The 15,504-nt window shown below is 72.5% G+C and carries 11 protein-coding genes; 5 read left to right on the top strand and 6 right to left on the bottom strand.

The window, feature by feature from the left end; translation table 11 throughout:
- Nucleotides 1-65: 65 nt before the first annotated feature.
- The 3 genes from NYF13_RS16700 to NYF13_RS16690 form a co-directional block, all read right to left on the bottom strand.
- Nucleotides 66-1,514, bottom strand: coding sequence for a glycoside hydrolase family 30 beta sandwich domain-containing protein (locus tag NYF13_RS16700; RefSeq protein WP_315657904.1), 1,449 nt, complete (start codon nucleotides 1,512-1,514; stop codon nucleotides 66-68).
- 356 nt (nucleotides 1,515-1,870) lie between these two features.
- Entirely contained in the window at nucleotides 1,871-2,617 is a 747-nt protein-coding gene (locus NYF13_RS16695) for a dienelactone hydrolase family protein (protein ID WP_315657902.1), read from the bottom strand.
- A gap of 127 nt (nucleotides 2,618-2,744) precedes the next feature.
- Nucleotides 2,745-4,871 carry a discoidin domain-containing protein gene (locus NYF13_RS16690; RefSeq protein ID WP_396287402.1) on the bottom strand — a complete coding sequence of 709 codons (2,127 nt, stop codon included), beginning with the start codon at nucleotides 4,869-4,871 and terminating at the stop codon, nucleotides 2,745-2,747.
- Between the two features lie 240 nt (nucleotides 4,872-5,111).
- Here NYF13_RS16690 and NYF13_RS16685 point away from each other — a divergent pair, with 240 nt between their 5' ends.
- Nucleotides 5,112-6,032, top strand: a complete 921-nt coding sequence (locus NYF13_RS16685) for a DUF1996 domain-containing protein (protein ID WP_315657900.1) — start codon at nucleotides 5,112-5,114, stop codon at nucleotides 6,030-6,032.
- Nucleotides 6,029-6,562, top strand: coding sequence for a DUF305 domain-containing protein (locus NYF13_RS16680; protein ID WP_315657898.1), 534 nt, complete (start codon nucleotides 6,029-6,031; stop codon nucleotides 6,560-6,562). The genes NYF13_RS16685 and NYF13_RS16680 overlap by 4 nt, the downstream gene beginning before the upstream one ends.
- A gap of 84 nt (nucleotides 6,563-6,646) precedes the next feature.
- On the opposite strand, the gene NYF13_RS16675 is transcribed toward NYF13_RS16680, so the two are convergent.
- A complete protein-coding gene (locus NYF13_RS16675; RefSeq protein ID WP_315657897.1) occupies nucleotides 6,647-7,681 on the bottom strand; it encodes a LacI family DNA-binding transcriptional regulator in 1,035 nt (344 codons plus the stop codon).
- 226 nt (nucleotides 7,682-7,907) lie between these two features.
- Between NYF13_RS16675 and NYF13_RS16670 the strand changes: the two genes are divergently transcribed.
- Entirely contained in the window at nucleotides 7,908-10,565 is a 2,658-nt protein-coding gene (locus tag NYF13_RS16670; RefSeq protein ID WP_315657895.1) for an exo 1,3/1,4-beta-D-glucan glucohydrolase, read from the top strand.
- A gap of 39 nt (nucleotides 10,566-10,604) precedes the next feature.
- Here NYF13_RS16670 and NYF13_RS16665 read toward each other — a convergent pair whose 3' ends face one another.
- On the bottom strand, nucleotides 10,605-11,279 hold the full coding sequence (locus tag NYF13_RS16665; protein ID WP_315657894.1) for an NAD(P)H-dependent oxidoreductase: 675 nt from the start codon (nucleotides 11,277-11,279) through the stop codon (nucleotides 10,605-10,607).
- 453 nt (nucleotides 11,280-11,732) lie between these two features.
- On the opposite strand from NYF13_RS16665, the gene NYF13_RS16660 reads away from it, so the two are divergent.
- Nucleotides 11,733-12,545 carry a formylglycine-generating enzyme family protein gene (locus NYF13_RS16660; RefSeq protein ID WP_315657893.1) on the top strand — a complete coding sequence of 271 codons (813 nt, stop codon included), beginning with the start codon at nucleotides 11,733-11,735 and terminating at the stop codon, nucleotides 12,543-12,545.
- Nucleotides 12,546-12,627: 82 nt separating this feature from the next.
- Nucleotides 12,628-13,758, top strand: coding sequence for an epoxide hydrolase (locus tag NYF13_RS16655; RefSeq protein ID WP_315657892.1), 1,131 nt, complete (start codon nucleotides 12,628-12,630; stop codon nucleotides 13,756-13,758).
- 25 nt (nucleotides 13,759-13,783) lie between these two features.
- Here the strand turns inward: NYF13_RS16655 and NYF13_RS16650 are convergent, their stop codons facing one another.
- Nucleotides 13,784-14,860 carry a YbhN family protein gene (locus tag NYF13_RS16650; protein WP_315657890.1) on the bottom strand — a complete coding sequence of 359 codons (1,077 nt, stop codon included), beginning with the start codon at nucleotides 14,858-14,860 and terminating at the stop codon, nucleotides 13,784-13,786.
- Between the last annotated feature and the right edge of the window lie 644 nt (nucleotides 14,861-15,504).

Here is a 15,504-nt window from a genome sequence, read left to right as displayed (position 1 = left end):
CCGGTGTGGCACCGGGGCGCGGAACCCCCGTCCGGAGTGGACCGGAAGGGGGCTCCGCCCGCCGGCTACCAGGTGAAGGTGGCCGAGGTGTGCCCGGGCAGCGGGTAGGTGAAGGACTGCCCGCCCCAGTTGACCCGGACGTTCTGGGTGCCGGTGCTGGAGTTGTACGCGATCAGCGCCTTCGACCCGTCCGGGTTCTTCCAGGCGACGTTGCGCACGGTGGAGTTGTCGTTCGAGCCGATCCGGACCGCGCCCGGCTTCACGAACTTGGTCAGGTGGCCCATGGTGTAGTACTCGACGGTGTAGTCGACCTGCCCGCTGCGGGAGTCTCCGTTGTGGACGGTGACGAACCCGGTGCAGGTGCCGCAGCCGCCGTTGTGCGGGCCCATGTTCTGGTCCACCGCGAGGCTCCACTTGGTGACGGTGCGGCTCCAGTTCCGCGTGTAGTCGACGATGTTGTCCATGTCCTCGGCCTGCTGGTTGCCGATCCAGGTGCCGCCCGAGTGCTCGGTGGAGTAGGCGTTCACCGCCGGGTACCGGTCGTGCACGGTGCTCTGCTGGCCCACGTCACCGCCGTAGCCGTGCCAGGCCAGGCCGCCGAAGTTCGGGTCGGTGCGGATGGCCGCGTCGTCCAGGCTCGGGGCGGCGAAGGACTGGTACTGGTCCCAGTTCCAGTCCAGCGCCAGGACCTTGGTCGCCAGCCCGGCGCCGTGCAGCGCCGGGAGCAGGTCGTTCTTGGTGAAGTAGGCCAGTCCCGAGCCGTTCCAGTTGGTGGAGGGGTAGCCGTCGCAGCAGGTCGGCTCGTTCTGCACCGAGACGTAGTCGACCGGTACCCCGGCGTTCTTGTACGCCTGCAGGTACTTCACGAAGTACTGGGCGTAGGCGTTGTAGTACCGGGACTGGACCCAGCCCAGGTTGTAGCTGTCGTTGTCCTTCATCCACGGCGGCGCGCTCCACGGCGAGGCCATGAGCTTCAGCTGCGGGTTGAGCCGGCGGGCCTGCTGGGTCAGCGGCAGCACGTCGGCCTGGTCGTGGGCGATGGAGAAGTGCGCGAGGGTGGCGTCGGTCTGCCCGGAGGGCACGTCGTCGAAGGTGTAGCTGGAGCGCGCCAGGTCGGAGGCCCCGATCGGGTTGCGCACGAAGCTCAGGCCGATCCCGGAGGCAGGGTCGAACAGCTTCTGCATCACCGAGTCGCGGGTGCTCGGCGAGAGCGCGCCGGAGGAGTTCATCAGCCATGCGGCGGTGTCGGTGAAGGACGCGCCGCCGCCTTCGAACTGCTGGTAGGTGGTGTTGTCGTCGACCGTGATGGTCTGCTGACCGGTCCCGGTGCCGGCGGAAAAGCCGATCGGGGCCTGCTTCTGCAGCCCGCGGGTCACCGCGCGGCCGCCGGAGTCGCTGGTCGTGGTGAGCCAGATGTTCACCGGCTCGTTCGCCGCCTGCGCGGCCGGCACCGCCAGGGTCGAGACCACCAGGGCCGCGGCGCCGAGCAGGGACAGCAAGGGTGGTCTGCTCATGCGCGGGCGCCGCCCGCGGCTCCGGGGGGAGGGGGAGATGGACACCGTTGTCACCTCTCTGCCGGGGCACGCCGGGCGCGCCCGCACGGATCGACCGGAACGGGCGCCGCAGGCCGCCGAGAGGGAGCGGGGGCGGTGGGAAACCGACGACTTCGCTGGGCCCGCGAGAAAGTATGCATGCCGCGCCCCAGCCGGGCAATCCTTCACCGGCATTTTTTTCTCGACTCGAATTAAGGCGCGAACCTCGGTGGCACCCCCACTTTCCGCTCAGCGGAACCCGGGCACGAGCTCGATACGAAACCGGGGTACCGCGTCCCCGAGGACGCGGTACCCCGGCCGGAGTTCGGCCCGAAGGCTCAGCCGTTCACCCGCTCCAGCAGCGCGAACAGGTTCTCCCAGTGCCGGCGCTCGCCCTCTTCGTGGTAAGCCGCCGTGTCGGTCATGGTGTAGCCGTGCGACGCGCCCTCGTAGACCTCCGAGCGGTAGCGGACGCCGGCCTCGTCGAGGGCGGACTCCAGGGTCTTGATCTGCTCGGCCGTCATGGCGTGGTCCTGGTCGGCGTGGCCGAAGTACAGCTCGCCGGTGATCCGGCCGGCCTTCAGGTGCGGGCTGTCCGGCTCGTCGGTGGCCAGCCGGCCGCCGTGGAAGCTGGCGATCGCCTTGACCCGGTCCGGGAAGGCCTCGATCACGCGCAGCGCGTTGGTGCCGCCCATGCAGTAGCCGGTGATCGTCACCGGCCCGGGGTCCATCCCGTCCTGCGCGGCGAAGAAGTCGAGGTAGGCGCGGGCGTCCCGGGTGATCGCGGCGGTGTCGAGGGAGGAGATCAGCGGCATGATCTTCTCGAAGATCGGCCCGCGCCGCTCCGGGTCTTCGAGCCCGGCCAGGTCGATCCACCCGGCCCGCCCGCCGCGGTAGAGCAGGTTCGGCGCCAGCACGGCGTACCCGCGCGCGGCGATCCGGTTCGCCATCTCCTCGATCCGGGGGCGCAGCCCGAACGCGTCCGGGAACAGCAGCACCCCGGGGTGCGGGCCGCCGTCCGGCACGGCCAGGTACGAGTCGGCGGTGCCGTCCTCGGTCGGGACGTCCACCATCGCAGTGCGCATCCGTCGTCACTCCCATCACGTCGGCTCGGGTCTTCTCCTCCGCCAACCTACTCGCGGGCCGGGCGGTGCGGCGGCGCCGGCGGGTGATCCACGCCCGCCGGCGCCGCCGGTCCCCCGCCCCCGGGGGTCAGGTGCGGTAGACGCCGAACTCGTAGAGCGAGTAGCCGTACGCCGTGCCGCGCTGGGTGGCCGCCATCCGGACGTAGCGCCCGGTGCCGCTGACGGCCAGGTCGTCCGCGCCGCCGTCGCCGGTCGTGGTGGTGTAGACGCTGCGCCAGGTGCTGCCGTCGTCACTGGTCTGGATCTGGTAGGCCTTGCCGTAGGCCGATTCCCAGATCAGCTGCACGTGGTCGAAGGACTGCGAGCGGCCCAGGTCGACCTGCAGCCACTGCGGGTCGGTCCAGTCGCTGGCCCAGCGCGTGGTGGTGTCGCCGTCGGTCGCGGCCTGGGGCGGGAACGGCGCGCCCGGGCCGTTCGCCTGGTAGCTCGACGCGGTGGTGACGGCGCCGCGCGCGAGGTTCGTGCCGTTCACCGGCGGCGCCACCACCCGCAGCGAGCGGGTCTCGATGCCGACGTTGCCGTGACCGTCGCGGGCGTAGAGGTAGAGCTTCCACACCCCGAGCGTCGACGGCGCGGTGACGGTGAACGGGCCGCTGCCGGTGAACTGCGCGGGGATCAGCCCGCCGGCGCCGTTGATGTACTTGCTGTTGTAGCCCATGGTGTAGGTGATCGGGTCGCCGTCGGGATCGGCCACGTCGGCGGTCAGGGTGAACGGGGCGCCCGCGGGCACGTCGGTGGTGCGGCTGAGGTCCATCGAGCGGATCACCGGCGGGGTGTTGCCGTCGGTCCGTCCACTGTAGAGCTTGCGGACGGCGTACCAGGACAGCCGCTTCTCGTTGCCGGTGGTGATGTTGAACCACACGCCGCCGAAGTCGCCCTCGCTGCCGTAGTGGAACAGCGTCGCGCCGAGCGCCACCCCGGGGTGGGCGAGGATGCAGTTCCACGCGTTCACGTACCCGTCGCGCTTCTGCACGTCGGTCGGCTCGGCCGGCACCCCGTTCGCGTCGTTCGGCACCTCCCACTCCCCCGCGGGCCCGGTCTCGGTGACGACGTAGGGCTTGGTGTAGCCGCCGGCGATCCAGTCCTGCTTCACCCCGCAGACCTGCTTGTAGGCGTTGACCGAGTACAGGTCCAGGCTCGGGGTGTGGGCCTTGTAGTACGGCCAGGCCCCGGTCCACGCGTCGGTGGAGGTGACCGGGTGGTTCGCGTCGATCGCGTGGATCGCCTGCGCCGCCTGCTCGACGAACTGCGCGTAGGCGACGCGCTCCTGCTCCAGCGGGGTGCCGGAGTAGCAGTTCTGCAGGCCGAGGAGCGACTCGTTGCCGACGTTCCACATCAGCACGCCCGGGTTGGCGCGGTACTCGGTCACCCAGCGCTGGATCTCGCCGAGCACGGTGTTCTTGTAGTTCGCGTCGGTCAGGTAGTCGACGCAGCCGCCGCTGCCCGGTCCGCCGCCGGGCTGCAGCCAGAACCCGCTGATCACCTTGAGCCCGTTGGCCGCGGCCGCGTCGAGCAGGGGTTTGGTGGTGGCGTCGGTGCCCCAGGTGCGCACGGTGTTCACGCCGGCCTCGTGCAGCTCCGGCATCCGCGCGGCGGCCTCGCTGACCGGCGGGCCCCAGGTGAGGCCCTTGACCACGTACGGCGCGCCGTCGACGGTCAGCTGCCAGTTGCCCTGCGTGCCGGTCACCTTGGTCACGCCCGGGCCGGCCGGGGTGCTGGAGCCGAAGCTGCCGGAGACCTGGAACTCCCAGAGCGAGTAGCCGTAGCCGCCGGCCCGGTGGGTGCCGTACATCCGGACGTACCGGCCGGAGCCGGTGACCGCCAGCTTCTGCACTCCCCCGGCGCCGGTCGTGGTGCGGTAGACCGGCTGCCAGTTCACGGCGTCGTCGGAAACCTGGATCTCGTAGGCCGTGGCGTAGGCCGTTTCCCAGTTCAGCGTGACCCCGGTGATCGAAGCGGTGGCGCCGAGGTCCACCTGCAGCCACTGCGGGTCGGCGAAAGCGCTTGCCCAGCGCGTACCGGTGTCGCCGTCGACGGCGGCCGAGGCGGGGGTGCCCGCGCCTTCGCTGGACGAAGCGGTAGCGGTTTTTCCTTGGGACAGCAGGCTTTCCGCTCGTGCGGCCGGGGGCACGGCGAGCCAGCAGAGCACGAGCAGCACAGCCAGCGCCAGAGCGGAACGGGGGCGCGCGGTCACAGGCGATGAACGGTCCACGATGACTCCCGCGGCAGGGGGACGAATGGGAGAGCGCTCTCCAGTGCGGAGAGAGGTTCGCGCCGCCACCGGGGGCGTGTCAAGGGTTTGCCGGAAACCCGGCCGGAAATGGACAGGAACCGATCACGTACGACCCCGGGGGCTTCTTGACAGGAGACCGGCGTGGTCACATGCTGACCGGAGAGCGCTCTCCCACATCGGCCCCCTCACCGTGGAGGACTCTTGTCTTCGAAACTCGCGCTCCTCGCCTGCGCGGCCGCCGCGGCCCTCACCGCGGCGTTCTTCACCACCCCCGCCGGCGCGGACGACGTGGTGACCCACCACGAGTTCCAGGTCAACTGCTCGCCGAGCCACCACCAGCCCGACGACCCCATCGTGTTCCCGGGCCTGCCCGGCGCCTCGCACGACCACACCTTCCTGGGCAACAACACCACCAACGCGAACACGACCACCGAGTCCCTGCTGGCCGCGGGCACCGGCAACACCACCTGCCTGGCCCCGGACGACCTGTCCGCCTACTGGTTCCCGACCGTGCTCAACGGCAGCCAGGTCGTGCTGCCCAACTTCGCGCAGGTGGTCTACTACAAGTCCGGCGTGCTGGACTACAAGAGCGTCAAGCCGTTCCCGCAGGGCCTGCGCTACCTGGCCGGCGACATGAACGCCACCAAGGACCAGTTCCAGCACGCGGCCGGCGCCATCGAGGGCTGGGAGTGCGGCGAGAGCTTCCACAACTGGGACATCCCGGTGACCTGCTCGCCCGGCAGCCAGCTCAACATCCGCTACCAGGCCCCGAGCTGCTGGGACGGGGTGCACCTGGACTCGGCCGATCACCGCAGTCACATGGCCTACCCGGACCCGGTCACGCTGACCTGCCCGGCCGCTCATCCGGTGCCGGTGCCGATGCTGGAGTTCAAGATGGCGTTCCCGGTCTCCGGCGACATGTCCGGGGTGCACCTGTCCAGCGGGCGCGGGTACTCGTGGCACTACGACTTCTTCAACGCCTGGGACCCGGAGACGCTCGCCGCCCTGGTCACCCACTGCATCAACGGGGGCCTGCAGTGCGACCCGCGCGGGTTCGACGTGTACAAGCCCGACCGCGGCGGCGTGCTCGGCCCGAACTACCGGCTGCCCGGCCGGCCGTGAAGGGCGCCGTCGCGTTCGTGGTGGTGGCGCTGCTGGCCGCCGGCTGCGCCACCACCACCGCGGCGGTCCCGGCCGCCGCCCCCGCCCCCGCGGTCTCGTCCGCGTTCGACCCGACCGACGTGGCCTGGCTCGAGCTGACCGTGCCGATGACCGGGAACGCCGTGGCCGCACTGGAGCTGGCCGCCTCCCACGGGGCCGCCACCGAGGCCACGGCGCGCCTGCTGGCGAGCCAGCGCGAACTGCTCACCCGGCTCCAGGCCGCGCGCACGCGGGCCGGACTGCCCGACACGGACATCCACAGTGGACACCGGATGCCGGGCCTGGTCACCGAGGCCGACCTGATCGCCCTGCGCGACGCCCACGGCGACGACTTCGGCCGCCGGCTGCGCCCGCTGGTCAGGGCCCACCTGGCCCAGCTCGTCGTGCTCTCCCGCGGTGAGCAGCAGTCCGGTTCCGAGCCCGGGGTGCGCGCGCTGGCCGTCGACGTGGCGAAGGCCGCGCAGGCGCAGCAGGACCTGGTCCGCGGCTGAGCCGATCACCGCGGGGCGCCCGTGCCCCGTCCCGGTGGGCAGCCGGGAGGCGACGGACCCGGGAACCCGCCGGGGCGCAGGCGGTCAGCCCGATTCGCGGACCACCAGCACCGGGTCGAACACCTGGGAGACCGCGCGCAGGCCCGGATCGGCCATGCGGTCGAGGACCATCCGGACCATCGCCGCCCCCATGTCCTCCACCGGCTGGCGGATCGTGGTCAGCGCGGGTTTGCAGGTGAGCGCGGCCGGGCTGTCGTCGAAGCCGATCACCGCGACGTCGTCCGGGACGCGGCGGCCGTGCTCGCGCAGCACCGCCAGGGCGCCGTAGGCCATCAGGTCGTTGGCCACGAACAGTCCGTCCAGCCCGGGCTCCTCGGCGAGCAGCCGCTCCATCGCCTGCTCCCCGCCGAGCTGGGTGAAGTTCGCCTCGGCGACGGCGACGTAGGCGTGCCCGCGGCGGGCCATCGCGTCGCGGAAGCCGGTCAGCCGGTCCTGGCCCGCGGCGGTGTCGGCCGGGCCGGCGATCGTGGCCACCTGACGGCAGCCGCGGGCCAGGAGGCGGTCGGCCGCGATCCGGGCACCGTCCTGGTGCGCGACGTCGACCCAGCACACCGGCGCCGGGCGGGCCGGGCGGGCGAACAACGCCGTGGGCACACCGGCCCCGGTGAGCATCCGGGGCAGCGGGTCGGTGCCGTGCAAGGAGATCATCAGCACCCCGCCGACGTTCTCCTGCCGCAGCTTGCCCACCAGCTTCGCCCGCTCGTCGTCGCTGTCGACGACCATCAGCAGCGGGTACCGGCCGTGCGGGCGCAGTTCGGCCAGCGCGCCGTCGAGCACCCGGCCGAAGAACGGGTCGCCGAACACCCCGCCGCCGAACTCCTCCTGGCCGATGTGCCGGTCCGGCTCGGACACGACCAGCGCGACCGTCGCCGTCCGCCGGTTCACCAGCGTCCGCGCGGCCTGGTTGGGCACGTACCCGGTGTCGGCGATGGCCCGCTCGACCGTCTCCCGGAGCCGGGGGTCGACGTTGCGCACCCCGTTCACCACCCGGGACACGGTGGCGCGCGAGACCCCGGCCACGCGCGCCACGTCCTCGAGCGTCGGCGGCGGCGTGGTCACCTGCCCTTTCTAGCACGGGTGAGAGCGCTCTCCCACCCGGCGCACCCCGGTTCGATCGGGGATTTCCCGCCGACCGGGCGGAGGTGACCGGCCCCCCTTTGTTCAGGGCGAGAATTAACGGGGCCGCACCGGGTCCGAAACCCTTGACGCCATCCGGTCCGCCCGGTCAGGATCGCCTGGGCCCAGCCGGGCCGCTCCCCTGCCGCCCCTGCCGAACGGACTGCCGATGGCCAGAAGACACCCCGGGTGGTCCCGGGCCCGCCGGACCACGTTCGCCGCACTCGCCGGCCTCACGCTGCTCGGCGGGGTCGCGCACGCCGCCCCCGCCGCCGGGACCGCTCCCGTCCCCGCCGCCCGGCCCGAGATCGGGGCACCCGCCCTGGACGGGAACGGCTGCGCCCGCATCGAGCCGTCCCTGCCGGCCCTGGCCGACTGGCCCAAGGTCGACAGCCGGATGGCCCGGAACCCCAAGGACGAACAGCGCATCGCCCAGATCCTCGCCGGCCTGACGCTGGAGGAGAAGGTCGGGCAGATGACCCAGCCCGAGATCGCCGCGATCACCCCGGCCGAGGTGAAGCAGTACGCCATCGGCTCGGTGCTCAACGGCGGCGGTTCGTGGCCGGGCGGCAACAAGCACGCCACCCAGCAGGACTGGCTGAAGCTCGCCGACTCCTACTGGGCCGCCTCGAAGTCCACCCGGACGCACATCCCGGTGATCTGGGGCATCGACGCCGTGCACGGCAACAACAACGTCTACGGCGCCACCGTCTTCCCGCAGAACATCGCGCTCGGCGCGGCCCACGACTCCTGCCTGGTCCGCGACGTGGAGAACGCGACCGCGCGCCAGATCCGCGCCACCGGCCAGGACTGGGCCTTCGCCCCGACGCTGGCCGTGGTCCAGGACGACCGCTGGGGCCGCACCTACGAGGGCTTCTCCGAGGACCCGCGCATCACCCGCGCCTACGGCTACGAGGCCATCAACGGCCTCCAGGACGGCGCCACCCGGCGCATCGGCTACAACGGCGTGATCGCCACCGCCAAGCACTTCATCGGCGACGGCGGCACCACCAACGGCCAGGACCAGGGGGTCAACGCCGCCTCCGAAGCCGACATGATCAACCTCCACGGCCAGGGCTACTACGGCGCGCTCGCGGCCGGCAGCCAGACCGTGATGGCGTCGTTCAACAGCTGGACCAACCCCGAACTCGGCATCAACGAGGGCAAGATCCACGGCAGCGACCGGGCGCTCACCCAGATCCTCAAGGGCAAGATGGGCTTCGACGGACTGGTCGTGTCCGACTGGAACGGCATCGGCCAGGTGGCCGGCTGCACCAACTCCAGCTGCCCGAAGGCGATCAACGCCGGCATCGACCTGGTCATGGTGCCGAACGACTGGAAGGCGTTCATCACCAACACCGTCGCCCAGGTGCGCGACGGCGAGATCGCCCAGTCGCGCATCGACGACGCGGTCACCCGCATCCTGCGCGTGAAGCTGCGCGCCGGGCTGTTCGAGTCGCAGAAGCCTTCGGACCGCTCGTACGCCAACTCCGACGAGGCGCTGAAGGACAACTGGCTCGCCCGGGACGCGGTGCGCGAGTCGCAGACCCTGTTGAAGAACAACCACAACGTGCTGCCGCTGAAGTCCCGGTCGAAGGTGCTGGTGGTCGGCAAGAGCGCCGACAGCATCCAGAACCAGACCGGCGGCTGGACGCTGTCGTGGCAGGGCACCGGCAACACCAACGCCGACTTCCCCAACGCCACCTCGATCCTCGGCGGCCTGCGCCAGGACCTCGGCGCCGCCAACGTCACCTACGACCCGGCCGGCACCGTGGACCCCAGGGGCTACGACGCCGTGATCGCGGTGATCGGCGAGACCCCGTACGCCGAAGGGGTCGGCGACCTGCAGCGCAAGTCGCTGGAGGCGGCCAAGCTCTACCCCGAGGACCTGGCCACCCTGGACCGGGTCAGCGGCAAGGGCGCCCCGGTGGTCACGGTCTACGTCAGCGGCCGCCCGCTGTACGTGAACAAGGAGCTCAACCGCTCCGACGCGTTCGTCGCGGCCTGGCTGCCCGGCACCGAGGGTGGCGGCGTGGCCGACCTGCTGGTCAAGGGCAAGGACGGCACCGGGTTCCAGGGCAAGCTGTCCTACTCCTGGCCCAAGAGCGCGTGCCAGACCCCGCTGAACCCGTGGAGCGCGAACTACGACCCGCTGTTCCCGCTCGGCTACGGGCTCAAGACCGGGCAGCGCGCCACCGTCGGCCCGCTCGACGAGACCGAGGGCCCGGCGACCTGCGGGTCCACCGGGGGCGGCGGCACCGCGACCGAGGACCTGCCGATCTTCGACCGCACCCCGGTGGCGCCGTACCACGCCTTCATCGGCTCGGCGGAGAACTGGGGCGGTACCGAGATCGGCCCGGACGGCACCGCGGCGCACGCGGCGATCACCGTGGCCCCGGCCGACGTCAACGTGCAGGCCGACGGCCTCAAGACGACCTGGACCGGCACCGGCCCGGCCCAGGTCTACCTGCAGAACCCCGGTGGCACCAACGATCTGCGCGGGTACCCGAACGCGGACGCGGCGCTGGAGTTCGACGTGATCGTGAACTCGCCCCCGGTCAACCGCACGGTGGTGAGCATGCACTGCGTCTACCCGTGCTCGTCCGAGGTCACCGCGACCAAGCTGTTCACCGGGCTGCCCCCGGGTCAGAAGTCGACGGTGAAGATCCCGCTCTCGTGCTTCGCGAGCGGGCTGGACTTCCAGAACATCAACACCCCGTTCCTGGTCTACACCGACGGCAAGTTCTCGGCCTCGTTCGCGAACGTGCGGTGGTCGCCCGGCGGAGCCAGGGATCCGGACGCGAAGGCGTGTTCGGATCTGACCTGACCCAGGCCCGCCGGGAGTCCGCTCCCGGCGGGCTTTCCGTTATCCCGCCTGCAGCTTCCCGGCCAGTTCGGTCACCTCGGCGGCCAGTGGGTCGGTGGCCGGCGCTCCGCGCGCGGAGAACTTGCGCGCCCGGGTCAGCTCCGCCTTCACGAACGAAAGGCGCTCCGGGACCACGCCGAGGTTCGCGAGGTAGGCGCGCAGGTAGGGCAACTGGAAGTCGAACGCCTCGCGCGGCGCGCCGGGCCCGTAACCGCCGCCCCGCGCGGCGATCACCACGAAGTTCGTGCCGCGCAGCAGCCGCTCCCCCGTGTGCGGATCGGTGAACGCGCCCGGGAAGGTGAGCCGGTCGATCCACGCCTTCACCGCGGCGGGCACGGTGAAGTTGTACATCGGCACGCCCAGCAGCACCGTGTGCGCGGCCCGGACCTGCTCGACCAGCGGCCGGGTCAGCTCCCACTCGCCCCGCTCGGCCTCGTCGGCGGCCAGCGCGGCGACGTCTTCGAGGGCGGTGGGCCCGTGCCGTCCCACACTGCGGCCGAGCGCCGCGTACGCCGCGCGGATCAGCGGCACCGGCTCCTCGACCAGGTCGTGGCGCCGCACCGGTCCGCGCCAGACCGAGGCGAACAACGCGGTCAGCCGCCGGCTCACCGATTCGGCCCCGTCGACGCTGGAGTCGAGGTGCAGCAGCCGCGCCCCGGTTGGCATGTCGGTCATCCCGTTCGCTCTCCCGTCCCGGTCGCCTTGGCCGAACCCGACGCAGCAGTACGAGCATAAGGTGACCCATCCCCGAGGACAACACCACAACACCACGGCCAGGCGGCTCAAGGCGCAGTGCCCGGCGCGAGACGATGTCCGAACCGGTGCCGGAGCATCGGCGAGAAGCCGTGTAGAGCGTTATACACCTGACCGGCCGGCGATTGCCGTCCACAGTGGACATCGAGGATCGGCCGTGGGCCAACGGGTTCCGGCCCGGATCGGTCTTCGGCGAACCGGACGCTGGTGGTAGGTTCGGCGCGGCCGGTCGTGAGCCCCGGCGGGGAGGGAACGCGCGTGCCCGGTTGCTGCCCGCCCGGCCGCCGCGGCCCGGACCGCCCGGGCCGCCCGTCCGGTGCCACCGCCACCTCGCCGGCCGAAGGCATGATCCGCTTGCCCGGGGGGACTTTCCGCATGGGCACCGACGATCCGGACGGTTTCCCGCAAGACCGCGAAGGCCCGGTCCGCGCGGTCACCGTGGCCCCGTTCGCGATCGACCCGCGCACCGTGACCAACGAGCGGTTCGCCGCGTTCGCCGACGCCACCGGGTACCGCACCGACGCCGAGGAGTTCGGCTGGGCGTACGTGTTCGCGAAGTTCCTGCCCGGACCGCTGCGCAAGAGCTCCCCGCGCCCGGCGTCGGCGCCGTGGTGGTGCGGGGTGTCCGGGGCGAGCTGGCGCCGGCCCGAGGGACCCGGCAGCTCGGTGGCCGGCCGCGCGGGTCACCCGGTCGTGCAGGTCTCCTGGAACGACGCGGCGGCCTACTGCGCCTGGGTCGGCCTGCGCCTGCCGTCCGAGGCCGAATGGGAGTACGCGGCCCGCGGTGGTCTCGACCAGGCCCGCTACCCCTGGGGCGACGAGCTGACCCCGGACGGCCGCCACCGCTGCAACATCTGGCAGGGCCGCTTCCCGGTCCGCGACACCGCCGAGGACGGGTATTCGGGTACCGCCCCCGCCGGCGCCTTCGAGCCCAACGGGTTCGGCCTGTACAACGTCGCGGGCAACGTCTGGGAGTGGTGCGCCGACCCGTTCGCCCCGGCCTCGGGCCACCGCTCGATGCGCGGCGGCTCGTACCTGTGCCACGAGTCGTACTGCAACCGCTACCGCGTCGCCGCCCGCACCTCCAACAGCCCGGACACCTCCAGCGGCAACACCGGCTTCCGCTGCGCCGCGGACGTCGACCGGGAGCCGCCGTCGCCCGGCGGCCGGTCCGCATCCGCGTCCTGAGGCAGAACCGGCCGAACCCGCCCACGAAGGTGGCGGCACCGGCCCGCCGCGCCGGTGGCGGGGACGCACTACCGTGGGCCCCGTGATCGAACCCTTCACCGCGCGGGCCGATCCCGCCGCGCTCGAGGAGCTCCGCACCCGGCTGCGCCTGACCCGCTGGCCGGACGCCCCGCCGGACGCCGGCTGGTCGCTCGGCGCCGACGTCGGCTACCTCCGGGACCTGGTGGAGTACTGGGCCGACGGGTTCGACTGGCCGGCGCAGGAGGAAGCCCTCGCGCGGCTGCCCCGCTTCCGCACCACCCTCGGCGGCCTCGGCCTGCACTTCGTGCACGCCCGCGCCGCGGTCCCGGGCGCGCTGCCGCTGGTGCTCACGCACGGCTGGCCGGACTCGTTCTGGCGCTACAGCAAGGTCGTCCCGCTGCTGACCGACCCCGAAGACCCGGCCGACGCGTTCGACGTGATCGTGCCCGACCTGCCCGGCTTCGGTTTCTCCGAGCCGCCCGCGGGAGCGCCGCTGGACTCGGTGGCGGTGGCCGGGCTCTGGGCGGAGCTGATGACCGAACTCGGCTACCCGCGGTTCGCCGCCGCGGGCGGGGACATCGGCAGCAGCGTCAGCCGGTTCCTCGCCCTCGACCAGCCGGAGCGGGTCGTGGCCGTGCACCGGATGGACGCCGGTCTGCCCGTCTACACCGGCGACCCGGCCGACCTGACCCCCGAGGAGCGCGGCTGGCTCGCCGACACCGCGGCTTGGAGCCGGGACGAAGGCGCGTACGCGGCCATGCACCGCACCAAACCCCAGACCGCCGCGATGGGCCTCCACGACTCCCCCGCGGGGCTCGCCGCGTGGATCGTGGAAAAGCTTCGCTCGTGGAGCGACTGCCACGGCGACCTCGAAAGCAGCTTCACCCGCGACGAGATCCTCACGAACGTCACGCTCTACTGGCTGACCGGCACGATCGGCTCGTCGATGCGGATGTACCACGCGAACGCGGCGATCCCGCCCGAGCAACACGCCCGCCGGGTCGAGGTCCCATCCGGTTTCTCCCGGTTTCCCGGGGACATCGCCTTTCCGCCGCGCGCGTGGCTGGACCGCGTCGCGAACGTCCAGCGCGTCACCGACCACCCGCGTGGCGGGCACTTCGCGCCGTTCGAGGAGCCGGAGGCCTACGCCGCGGAGCTGCGCGAGTTCTTCCGCCCCTACCGGGAAGGCTGAGCCCTCGTCCGTCCGAAGTGGACGCTCAGACGTCGGCCAGGTGGCGGTGGCCGGGCTGGTCCTGGTGCTCCCGGCCGGGGCGGAAGTGCTGGGTGGCCACCACGATCCAGCCGATCAGCACCACGCTGCCGGTGGAGAGCACGCGGTAGAGCAGCACGCTGGCCAGGGCCGAACCGGCCCCGCCCGAGACGGTCAGCGACAGGGCCATCGCGGCCTCCACCGCGCCCAGCCCGGACGGCACCGGCAGCAGGCCGCCGGCCGCCATCCCGGCGGCGTAGGTGAGCAGCAGCACCGGCAGGCCGACGTGCATGCCGACGGCGGCGCAGCAGGCGGCGAGGCAGGCCAGGTCGAGCACCCAGTTGAGCACGGCCAGCAGCAGCGCGCCGATCCAGTGGTACCCGGCCGGCCGGATGATGTAGAGGTCTTCGACGATCGAATCGAGCCGCGCGTGCCCGGTCTCGGGCGGCCGGCGCCGGGCCCGGTTGTACCGGCGCAGCAGCCGGTGCCCGAGCCGCACCAGCGGCTGCGGCCGGCGGACCAGCCGCACCACCAGCGCGAACACGGCGATCGAGGCCAGCACCTTCACCGCCAGCCCGGGGGCCGACCCCAGCGCCCCGCCGCTCAGCCCGACCCCGACCAGCCCCACCGCACCCAGCGTGACCGCGGAAAGCAGCCCGGTGACGGTGAGCGACCAGGTGACGGCCGAGGACGAGGCACCCTGGCGGCGCAGCGAGCGGAAGGCGTAGGTGGTGGAGAAAACCGCGCCGGCCGGAAGCGTGGCGTGGACGGCCCCGGCGCCGTAACTGATCGCGATGGTGCGCAGGATCGACACCCGCGAACCGGCCGCGGCCAGCGTCAGCGCCCTCATCACCGCGAACGCGACCATCGAGCCCACCGTGGCCGCCAGCCCGAGCAGCAGCCACCGCGGCGACGCCCGGGCCACCCCGTGGACCGCTTCGGTGATCGTGTGCCCTTCGACCACGACGCAGGCCACCACCACCGCGACCAGCACGACGGTGAGCACCCCGCGCCGGGTCACGGCCACCCGGCCGGACGCCTTCCGGTCCGGACCCGCGGGCGAAGACGACGGCAGTCCGGTCATCGCCGTCCTCCTTTCGCCCGTCCGGGTCCGCCGGGTCGCCGGCATCGGTCGGCTCAACGCTAGCGCGTCACCCGGATCGCGCAGCGGAGGTCCGGCCCCCACGGCCCCGGCGCGGCCCGCCCCGCGGCGGGAACCCCGGCTGCGCCGACGCGCCCGGCGCCACTCGGTCCGCTGGCCAGGCCCCGATCACGCGGGCTCACCGGCTGCGGACGGCGGGCGGCCCGGGCCCCCACCGGCGCCGCAACCTTGGCCTGATCGTGTCCTTTCGGCCCCGCTGGGTCCCCGTCTCGCCACGACCCGGTGAGGCCACCCGGTGACCTGATGCGTTCGCACGGACACCCGGCGGATCCGCGAGGAGACCGGGCCCCGCGTCGTCCGGCGCGGGTCACCTCCTGCAGCGGCCCTGAACGGCCGCGCACATCGCTACGCTTTCCCTGCCTTCGAGTTCGACGTGCACGACAACGGCTACGCGAGCACCCGCGACTACGGTGTCGGCCACGGCGGTCCCGGCGCCCTGGTCGACCACGCGGGCAACCCGGCGCCGAACGACCTGCACGACTGGCTGTCGGTGGTAGACACCTGGTCGGCCGCACACCCGGCGGCCGGGTCACCTGGAACCGGCACGCCGCTACGACAGCGGCCGG

Origin of the sequence: Amycolatopsis sp. PS_44_ISF1 (genome assembly GCF_032335455.1) — a bacterium.
In the GTDB taxonomy this organism is placed as follows: domain Bacteria; phylum Actinomycetota; class Actinomycetes; order Mycobacteriales; family Pseudonocardiaceae; genus Amycolatopsis.
This window is presented reverse-complemented; position numbering and strand designations above follow the sequence as displayed.